This window comes from Polynucleobacter sp. QLW-P1DATA-2 (genome assembly GCF_001870365.1).
In the GTDB taxonomy this organism is placed as follows: domain Bacteria; phylum Pseudomonadota; class Gammaproteobacteria; order Burkholderiales; family Burkholderiaceae; genus Polynucleobacter.
In genome coordinates, this window is the sequence record NZ_LZMQ01000011.1 from 1 (window position 1) to 9,659 (window position 9,659).

Genomic DNA, 9,659 nt, shown 5'->3' on the forward strand with positions numbered 1-9,659 from the left:
TTCAAAATGGAATACCCCATTGACCGATTTGCGATGGAAACCAAGCGCCAACTGGATGTTCTAGATCAACGTTTAGCTGAAAATGAATATCTCGCTGGCAAGGAATACACCATCGCAGATATTGCTGTTTTTCCTTGGTATGGCGCCCTTGTTAAAGGATGGCTTTACGGAGCTGCAGAATTCCTCAGCGTACACGAATATCTGAACGTTCAGCGATGGGCAGATAGAATTCTTGAGCGCCCTGCCGTAAAACGAGGTCGTATTGTTAACCGCACTTGGGGTGAACCATCCGAACAACTTCTTGAACGTCATGACTCAAGTGACTTTGATAACAAATCGTTGTAAAGATTAAATCTTCAATCATTTCGTTACGCGACAGCTAAGCCTCGGCTTAACCCTTCAATATTTAAGACGATAATCTATTGGTATTGCCAATCAAACTGTGTAGTAATCGCCTACACACTTTTTAGTACCCCCAGCGTTACTTAAAGTAACGCTCGAATTACCAAACCTAACCTTTAGTCTCAAAAGCTAGCTTTTTGTTAGTTTTAGGTTGAGTTTAGGTTCTCTGGTTATGAGAGCAGACATCCAAAGAAAACCATTAAGATTTCAAGAGGTTACGTCTCATAAATATCGGTGTGTGAGCTTTTGTGTGACTAGATTATCAAGATCACAATAAACGCTAGCTCACTCTTTGGTTTTCCAAACCATCGGAATTATTGAGCAAACATCTATCACTTGGTTGCTCCAAAGTGTTTTTTCTTGATGTGGTTGAGCGTTGCTAAAAGTAATACTTATTATGGATTGGAAGTCTTTGTCTAGTAGCGACACTAAGCTAATAAACCTATTCATAACGCAATGCTTGAATTGGCTGCATCATCGCCGCTTTTTTAGCTGGATAGAACCCGAAGAAAATACCAATCGCCGCTGAGAACCCTACTGCCAAGATAATAGAGATCAGGGATAACTGTATAGCCCATCCTGCCAATACTGCAATCAGTTCGGACGCCAAAAATCCAAGCAGTATGCCAACCAATCCTCCAAGAGTAGCTAAGGTCATCGCCTCCACTAAAAATTGCTCCAAAATATCCCTGCCCTTTGCACCAATTGCCATTCTCAAGCCAATTTCCCTAGTGCGCTCTGTTACTGACACCAACATGATGTTCATGATTCCGATCCCTCCAACTAAAAGACTGACAGAGGCTACCGCAGCTAACAATGCTGACATCACTTTGCTAGCCGCCTCCTGAGCCTCAAGTATTTCCGTAAGATTCCTAATCGTAAAATCATCCTCTGCTCCTATTTGGGTTCGATGACGTTGTCTCAACAGTTCAGCAATCTTTTGCTCTGTCACCTTCATATCATTGCCATCTTGAACCTTAACAGCAATGCTTCCAACCCTCGCAATTTTTCCCATTGCCTCACCAAAAATTCTGCGTCTACCGGTTGATAGAGGAACAAAGACGCCATCATCTTGATCTTGCCCTTGCATACTTTGTCCCTTTTTTCTGCAATGCCAATGACAGTAAATGGAACGCCTTTAATTCTGACTTGCTGATCAATTGGATCTTCGCTACCAAATAACTGATTAGCAACAGTTTGGCCAAGAATCACAACCTTCCCAGCACCTGCAATTTCAGCATATTCAAACATCCGACCACTAGCGAGTGGCCACTCCCTGGCCTCGAAAAAATCAGGATTGACCCCATAAATAGTTGTGCCCCAGTTATTACTACTGGAAATGATTTGACCACCGCCCCTACTAATAGGGGCAGCATAGGCAACTTCAGGAATTTCTCTCAAAATTGCATTTGCATCATCCTCAGTTAGAGTTTGCGCATTTCCAGTTCCGAGACGCACCCCTGATTGCAATAATGATCCTGGAATAATGATCATTAAATTTGAGCCGAGACTAGAGATTTGTGCCTTCACGCGAGCCTGCGCACCGCCACCAACAGCAATCATCGTAATGACTGCGGCTACACCAATAATGATCCCCAGCATAGTCAAAGACGATCGTAGCTTATTGACTTTCAGAGCTTGAAAGGCGATGGCTAAGTTAGTTGCAATTTCAATCTTCATATTAGGCGTGATTTATTTTGATACCAATAACCTTGCCGTCCTTAAAGGTAATGGTTCGTTTTGCATAAGCCGCAACATCTGGTTCATGGGTAACTACGATCACCGTCATTCCCTGATTATTCAACTCCGTAAATAAGTTCATCACTTCTGAAGTGGTTTTGGAATCTAAGGCGCCAGTTGGTTCATCAGCCAAAATTAAATCCGGATCATTGACCAATGCACGCGCAATAGCCACTCTTTGTTGCTGCCCGCCTGAAAGTTGATTCGGCATATTATCAAGTCGATCTCCAAGGCCCACTTGCTCTAAACGTTTTTTTGCATGGTCTAAACGCTCCTCTTTACTAAGACCAGCCAAAGGGCCTGAACGAGCATATAAAAGTGGGAGCGCAGTATTTTCAATAGCAGAGGTCCGATTTAATAAATTGAATTGTTGAAATACAAATCCGATCCGCCGATTACGAATATCCGCTAGGGAATCTGGATCAAGTGATGCCACATCTTCGCCAGCTAGAAAATACCTACCGTTACTGGGCTGATCTAAACAGCCAATCATGTTCATGAAGGTGGATTTTCCAGATCCAGATGCACCGACAATAGCTACAAAATCACCAGAATCAATATCAATGGAAACAGAATCTAATGCGTGGACAACTTGATCACCTACGCCATATATTTTTGAAAGATTTTCGGTATGTATGAGCACGAAATTATCTAAAACATCCTGGGGCCGTTTTGACGCTTAGGAGATCCCTCTTTAGAGCCTGGAGATTGAATGCCAGTAATAACTAAATTCCCTACTTGAAGAGGAAACTTGGAGTCTGCGTCTGGCAAAAGTTCTGTAAAGCTTCCATCGGTCATTCCAGTCCGAATTTTTAGCTCTATCGGCTTATCCTGCAGGCCACTTCTATCTAGTAGCCACACTTTTCGTATTCCGGAAGATCCCCATCCCCCGGCCCCGCCTCTTGAGGTGCGAGGACTGCCGGTAGTATTCCCAGCTTGAGATGACTTAGCAGCAAGAGAATCATCGGCACTTGGCATCCTAAATCGTAATGCGACATTTGGAACCTTAAGAACCTTTTCTCGCTTATCAAAAATAATGCGAACATTAGCAGTCATGCCGGGTAATAATTTTAAATCTGGATTGTCCGCAGAAATTAATACTGTATAAGTAACGACGTTTTGAATGGTGATAGGCGCTTTGCGAATTTGCAAGACCTTAGACTGAAAAACCCTGCCTGGAAATGAATCTACCGTAAAACTGGCGTCCATTCCTTCCGATAAGCGACCAACATCGGATTCATCAATAGATGCCTCAACCTGCATTTCAGCTAAATTCTGCGCAATGATGAATAACTCAGGCGCCTGCAAACTTGCTGCCACCGTTTGGCCCACCTCTACGCTACGCTTTACAACTACCCCATCAACTGGCGCATGAATTACTGTGTCGTCCAAAGATTTTTTTGCCAAATTCAAAGCGCCTAAGGCGGCCTTGTATGCCCCCTCAGTTTGAACAACTGCCGATTTAGAAATAAAGCCTTTATCGACTAACTTAAGGTTGTAATCATGATTACGCTTTGCCAACTCATAATTAGCAAGAGCTTGGTCATAACGAGCTTGATATTCTCTTGGATCAATTCTAGCGATAACCTGCCCCTGCTTTACAGGTGAATTAAAGTCCACATCGAGCTCTTTAATCATTCCCGTTACTTGCGTACCAACAGTTACAGACTTCACTGGATTTAATGTCCCGCTTGCACTAACCGTAGCCACAATGGGCCCTTCTTCAATAGCGGCTAACCTGAAGTCAGGACTGTTAAGGCCAAATGTGACTTGAACCCCTTTAATCAAAACCAACAGAAAAAGGCTACCAACAAGAAAAATGCATAAAAGACGTAGCCATGTTGATTTGACCCGAGAAGCTAGGGGTAGTCGATCAACCATCAAATTCAAATACTTGAGAGATAAATCAAAATATTTGACGATATTAAGCTTCAAGTTTTTTACTGTCATATTTGCTCAATTTAACGCAATAATGAATTAATCGCTAAGAGATCCTCATCCGATAAGGTAGAGGCGCTTGCCTTTAATCTGATGGCATTCAAAATCGTACTGTAGCGCGATTGCAGCAATTGAGAGCGCGTCGTAAACAGGGTATCTAGTGCTATTAGTACATCAATGTTAATTAAAGTACCCACTTGGAAACCCAGCTTGCTCGAGTCTAGAGCAGATTGGGATGAGCGTTCAGCTGCCTCATACGCCTTTACGCTAGCGAGTCCACCATAAAAACCGGTGAAGGCCGCGCGGGTGTTTTGCGCAGCAGTACGGCGTGCATTGTCATAATTTGCTTTGGCAGCATCAACTAAAGCGGCATTTTGGCGAATGACAGAACTATTAAAGCCACCAGATACTAAGGGAATGGTTAATTGTAAGCTCAGGGTGTTGTTGTATACACTAGTCTGTGCAGGTTGATAACTATTAGGCGTGCCGTTAGAGGTGTTGTATCCACTTGTACCCACTAAATTAAGTGAGGGATAGTTCAGCGCTTGGGCGGCACGATAGGTGCTCTCGGCAAGCGATATCGAGAGTTGACCAGCAAGCACCTTAAAGTTGGCAACTTCAGTTTGTCCAACCCAGTCATCTAGGGTTTGGCCAGGAGGTAGCTGTGGGTTCACGCTCTCGGCAATCACATTGCCTTTGGCATCCTTGGATATCGCCCTAGGATCCTTGAGCACACCATCAATCTTGGCATCTTTCACCAAAGGCCTTAGCTGACCAACCGGATGGCCAACGAGTTGTTCTAATACGCCACACTTTACTACCAAGTCAGCTTGCGCAGCGATCTCTTGCGAGTTCGCTAAGTCATAACTCGCTTGCGCCGTATTGACATCGACAATGGTAGCTAGGCCAGCATCAAATTTGGCTTGGGCAACTTCTAATTGCTGCTTAATGAGGCCTTTTTTATTGCGATAGAGCTCAACGTTATCCTGGCTAGTCAGTGCATCAAAATAGGCCTGCGAGACCCGCAAAATGAGATCTTGCTGAGCCTGGTAAAAATTCATATCCGCAATTTTGGTATTGAGGTCACCCTGTTTAAAGGCCTCTAGTGCGGCTATATTGAATACGGGCTGAGTCAAAGTGACGGTGTAATTCTTTTGATCAAATACCCGTGAATTGCCTGGGCCTGCTGCCACTACGGTTTGACCAACACCATGTTGGTAATAGCGCGTACCGCCAGGGGTGGCACTGGCCTGAGGAAGTAGTAAAGAGAGGCCTTGCCAAAAGAGCTCTTTACTAGCTTGGTAGTTAAAGCGGGCAGCTGTCAGAACGGGATCGCTAAAGGCAGCATCTTGATACAAATGTATCAAATCCTTGCCATCAGATACTTTGCCAACTGAACTTATTGATATCTCTTTAATTAAAATCGCAGGCTGAGATTTAATAACGATTAGAGGAGGAGTATCTAAGTCAACTAGTTGTTGACTGTTATTGATAATTGGTATCGCAGGTTGGGGCCCGAAAATATTTTGGGCATAAACACTAGCGGCACTATAAATACATAAAAAACTAATGCACCATCTGAAAATAAAAAATAGGAACTTCTGTTTACTGAACACAAATAATCCATTGCCTATTTATATAAAACATTTTATTCCTAGATTTAGACTTCTTTATAACAGTTATAGACCCAACTAATCCTAGCTGGGCAATTTCACGCATTTTGCAAATTTAGACTATCTCGCGGGATAACTAGGCACCTGATTGCCATGGGCATACATACATTGAATATATGCCGTGTTGTATTGACTCTGGCTTTGATTTTGTTTATTTGCAGCATTGCTTGCACCAATTGCAGATCCACCAAGCAAGCCTAAACCAGCACCCGTACCAACTCCTTGATGACTCCCTCCCCCAATGACAGCTCCCGCTGCTGCACCTAACGCCGCCGCTACCGCTGCGCTAGTCATACCTTCTTTTAGAGCGGCATTTGAAGTGCCCTCAACGCTTCCGCTAGCAAACTGACGGCATTGCTGATCCTCCTTTTGAAATATCTCAAAAGGCTTTCCTTGCGCGGGCATCACTGCAATTGTTGGCCCCGTTGGCGCAGATGTACATGCAACCAAGCTAATTACCGCACTGATAAGTATTAATTTCTTCATATTCATTCTTTACTATTGTTTAGGTGGGATAGCAGGAACACTCTTCCAGCCTGCCGGACACTCCGCAACATACGGGTAATACCCTTGGGATGCCTCACAAAAATACCAAACTGATGGCAGTGGTTGACTAGCAAGAACTGCTGGTTTTGGCGAAGAAATCGAAACCACTGGGGGCGCACCGACTACAACTCCAGGAATATAAGGGTCTGGATAAGGATAAATTGGACTTGGGTATGGGTAGTAAACGCCGCCCACTACCCAATACCAGCCAAAGCGCCCTTGGTATCCGCCGTGATACCAATTACCTCCCCGCCAAACTTGCACATGTCTCTCATGAAAACGATGCATTGGGTATGGACCAGAACCCCACTGAGCCAAAACAGGCAAAGAAGCAAAAATACAAAGCACTCCCAATACAGCAGCCACTAATCTATTGACACTAATTACCCTCAAAACCATCCCCCAAAAAATCTATCTCATAAGAAAATATTAATGGTTTACAACCGCAGCTCCTGGCACTGGAACTAAACCCTCGGAGTCATCCGCCTTAACGCATCTGAATCGATATTCATCACCAGATTTAGAGATAAAACTTGCTCCAACATAAAAGTCAGACCTACAATTTTTGTTTGCATAATTCATTGCCTCTTGAGGGCCATCGGTAGAGTTGATCAGACGCAAAGAATCCATGGTCATCACTACTTCAGATGATCCACAAGCAGACAAAGCTAATAGCCCTAGTAATAAGAATAACTTTGAATACATCGGCATCCAACCTCCTTCACAACATCGATAGACCAAACTCAGACAATGCTTCAATTTGCATATGCTTGTTCGGCGGAACCAAGAGCTCTCTCAAAATTATCTGAAAGCATTTCATAACGCTTCATGGCCAATTGCGTTGGATATACATGCTTTTTCCTAGCGTCATCTTGGTCAGCTATCAGATTGATCAGCCCTTTCCTCTCAAGGCTCTTAACCCTTCCATGCAGTGTTGCCTGAGAGGCTATGCTTGCAATAGATATAAGATCTTTCACCAATATAGGCTCATCTTGCTTTGTCGCCATTAAAACAAGCTTATTCAGCAATGATTCCTCTAGCGGGTCAAGCTTTTTCCATCCACCTGTCGAATCAATAACATCTATAAGATGTAAAAAACGAATATACGCTGATAGTGCAATACTCTTTTGAAGAATTTGCTTTGTTTTAGCCAATCTTTCCATATTCAATACCTTTACCAATTACTTATGCATCAATTAATCTTGTGGGTAGATTCATAGTTAATCCATTGCGATTGAGCTGTCTGCATAAGCTCATACTTTTCTTTATTTGCCTCGCCTATGGAAATTTTCCTAGACAACAAGTTCTCATAAACCACATCGACTTGGCTATAAAAGTTCTGGTAGATACCCGCTAACTCCGGTACGGGAAAATGACTAGATATTGCTCGGCATTGATTTGTAGAGGCTAAGTAGGCCGTTAGTGCCCTTGCTTCTTCATCCGTAATTTTGTTTTCAGTAGTGAATAAATTCATCTTATGATCTGACTTGGGCACGATTTCAAATAACTCATTATTGACAACCTTTGCCTCATCACTCTTCTTGGTCTGATTGATGCAATTAGCAAATTGCTTTTGTGTCTCTGATATTTGTTGACGAACGGTTGGCTCTGGCGTTGCCTGAAACATAGCATTTTGAGAATAAGTCAAACCCACCATTCCCATAGTAGTGAGTATCGCTGCTAATAGTTGCTTTTTCATGATGATCCTTTTGTTAAAAAAGCCCCAAAAACTCCTTTGAGTTCAAGGGGCAAGGGAGAACACTGTAGATTAAATAGTGGAGAGGCTTAATTCAGATAAGGCGTCAATTCGATGCAACTCTTCTTCCGGAGATGTCAGCAGATGCTGACCCAATAACACGGAAGCAGTGATGATTACTATCGCAATCAATGCGACAAGCCTAGGATGCAATCTAGCAAGAACCAAAACCTCAGAGAATCGATCCGTTGGTTGATCTCCCTTAGAGACAGCTCGTTGCCAATCTTGATAAATGCGTTGTTCAAAATGGGTAGATGACTCTTGCACTTCGATTTGATCTAACACTTTCTTTAAATGTTTTTTATCATTCGCTCGCATGAGATTTACCTTTTTCTAATTCCATCTTGAGTTTCAACTTAGCCCTATATAACAATTGATCGACGCCATTCTTATTCATACCCATTACGCGGGCAACCTCCTCAGCCGTCATACCTTGATAGACCCACATCAACATCGCCATTCTTTGTTTGCTACTTAAAACATCCATTGCCTTTTTAATGCTTTCTGGGCTGACGCCCCCTGCGATACTCCACTCAATCTCTTTCATGGGTTGATGCTCAAGCTCATCAAACTCCTCGAAGAATCCCTTATTAATACTTTTGATCCGATCCAAACAAAGATTGCTCACGATTGCGTAAAAGTAAGTAAAAAGTCCTGACTTTCCCGCAAACGAATCGGCACTTTTCCATAAGCGAATAAAGGCCTCTTGCACGACATCTTCTGCATCTTCTTTGTTGCCAAGCATCTTCCAGGCCAGGGAATATGCGGGGGAACTCAGTAGGCGAATCACTTCTTTTGACGCCCTGGAATCCCCCGCTACAGCTCTTTTTAATAAAGCCTGTTCGATGCGGTGTTGCTTACTAGGAAATAAAGTCAAACTGATCCTTAATTGCTCATTGGCTTATTCCAATGTTCTTTTTCATTAGGATGCGCCTTCATCCACTCTTCGCGTTCTTTTTTCATCTCAAGGCGCTCTTCCGGCGTCATTGACGCAATCATGGCTTTGCGGTTATCACGCAGCTCTTTCTTTTGTTCGGGGCTTAATGCCTGCCACTGAGCGTGCATTTTGTCGCGCAATGCCTTGCGCTCTTCAGGGCTGAGCGCCTTAAATTTGGCATGAAGTTTTTGGCGATATGCACGTCGCTCTTCTGGAGTGGCTTGTTTAAATTGCTCTCGCAGATCCTTGGACATTTGCAGGCGTTGCTCAAAGGTCATATTAGCAACTACCTGGGGGTCTTGCGGCTCTGGTAAGGCGGCGCTTGCAATACCAATCGCTCCAACCATCAAAATACTCGCCATCATTAATCCTTGTATTGCTCTTTTCATCTATTTCTCCTTGTTTGTTAATTCTTAGACGCGGGTACCTATAGAAAACTTACGGCCAAGACAAAATAATTATTTTATTTTTAGAGTAAGTATTTTTTCAAAATTACTGTCTAACAAGAGTTAGGGACATCCAGTTGGGGGGGAAATGAATCGAGCCATCATGCCATTGCGCTCAATTATCTTGAGTTTTCTAGTTTTAGTAGCAATTTTGCCCATTAAAGAGTCTTTTGCTCAATGGGGCGGATCCCAAAGCTCTGGAATCCCAGGGATGCCTGGAA

At 43.3% G+C, this 9,659-nt stretch carries 14 protein-coding genes; 1 reads left to right on the top strand and 13 read right to left on the bottom strand.

Translation table 11 applies throughout. From position 1 onward, the window contains the following. Nucleotides 1-345, top strand: a 345-nt coding sequence (locus A9236_RS10730) for a glutathione binding-like protein (RefSeq protein ID WP_201721765.1), incomplete at its 5' end; no start/stop codon positions are given. 499 nt (nt 346-844) lie between these two features. Here A9236_RS10730 and A9236_RS11390 read toward each other — a convergent pair. The 13 genes from A9236_RS11390 to A9236_RS10790 all read right to left on the bottom strand — a co-directional run bounded on the left by A9236_RS11390 (nt 845) and on the right by A9236_RS10790 (nt 9,381). Continuing rightward, nucleotides 845-1,360 carry an ABC transporter permease gene (locus A9236_RS11390; RefSeq protein WP_236638904.1) on the bottom strand — a complete coding sequence of 172 codons (516 nt, stop codon included), beginning with the start codon at nt 1,358-1,360 and terminating at the stop codon, nt 845-847. Further along, on the bottom strand, nt 1,357-2,082 hold the full coding sequence (locus A9236_RS11395; protein ID WP_236638907.1) for an ABC transporter permease: 726 nt from the start codon (nt 2,080-2,082) through the stop codon (nt 1,357-1,359). Before A9236_RS11395 ends, A9236_RS11390 begins: the two co-directional genes overlap by 4 nt. Before the next feature lies 1 nt (nt 2,083). Next, nucleotides 2,084-2,785, bottom strand: coding sequence for an ABC transporter ATP-binding protein (locus tag A9236_RS10740; protein WP_071465158.1), 702 nt, complete (start codon nt 2,783-2,785; stop codon nt 2,084-2,086). Between the two features lie 8 nt (nt 2,786-2,793). Further along, nucleotides 2,794-4,092 carry an efflux RND transporter periplasmic adaptor subunit gene (locus tag A9236_RS10745; RefSeq protein ID WP_083393464.1) on the bottom strand — a complete coding sequence of 433 codons (1,299 nt, stop codon included), beginning with the start codon at nt 4,090-4,092 and terminating at the stop codon, nt 2,794-2,796. 11 nt (nt 4,093-4,103) lie between these two features. Next, nucleotides 4,104-5,447: a TolC family protein gene (locus A9236_RS10750; RefSeq protein ID WP_236638912.1), complete on the bottom strand. Its 1,344-nt coding sequence runs from the start codon at nt 5,445-5,447 to the stop codon at nt 4,104-4,106. Nucleotides 5,448-5,813: 366 nt separating this feature from the next. After that, nucleotides 5,814-6,239: a hypothetical protein gene (locus A9236_RS10755; protein ID WP_083393462.1), complete on the bottom strand. Its 426-nt coding sequence runs from the start codon at nt 6,237-6,239 to the stop codon at nt 5,814-5,816. Between the two features lie 12 nt (nt 6,240-6,251). Next, complete coding sequence (locus A9236_RS10760; RefSeq protein WP_236638914.1) at nt 6,252-6,665, bottom strand: hypothetical protein; 414 nt, start codon at nt 6,663-6,665, stop codon at nt 6,252-6,254. A gap of 63 nt (nt 6,666-6,728) precedes the next feature. Further along, the gene (locus A9236_RS10765; protein ID WP_236638916.1) at nt 6,729-7,010 is read right to left on the bottom strand and encodes a hypothetical protein; all 282 of its coding nucleotides are present in this window, start codon (nt 7,008-7,010) and stop codon (nt 6,729-6,731) included. 44 nt (nt 7,011-7,054) lie between these two features. Next, entirely contained in the window at nt 7,055-7,462 is a 408-nt protein-coding gene (locus tag A9236_RS10770) for a hypothetical protein (RefSeq protein ID WP_071465156.1), read from the bottom strand. A 29-nt stretch (nt 7,463-7,491) separates the two neighbouring features. Continuing rightward, on the bottom strand, nt 7,492-7,998 hold the full coding sequence (locus tag A9236_RS10775) for a hypothetical protein (RefSeq protein ID WP_071465155.1): 507 nt from the start codon (nt 7,996-7,998) through the stop codon (nt 7,492-7,494). A gap of 69 nt (nt 7,999-8,067) precedes the next feature. Further along, nucleotides 8,068-8,373, bottom strand: coding sequence for a hypothetical protein (locus A9236_RS10780; protein ID WP_071465154.1), 306 nt, complete (start codon nt 8,371-8,373; stop codon nt 8,068-8,070). After that, nucleotides 8,360-8,932, bottom strand: a complete 573-nt coding sequence (locus tag A9236_RS10785; protein ID WP_161485629.1) for an RNA polymerase sigma factor — start codon at nt 8,930-8,932, stop codon at nt 8,360-8,362. Before A9236_RS10785 ends, A9236_RS10780 begins: the two co-directional genes overlap by 14 nt. Nucleotides 8,933-8,940: 8 nt before the next feature. Further along, nucleotides 8,941-9,381: a DUF3106 domain-containing protein gene (locus tag A9236_RS10790; RefSeq protein WP_071465152.1), complete on the bottom strand. Its 441-nt coding sequence runs from the start codon at nt 9,379-9,381 to the stop codon at nt 8,941-8,943. Nucleotides 9,382-9,659 lie beyond the last annotated feature (278 nt).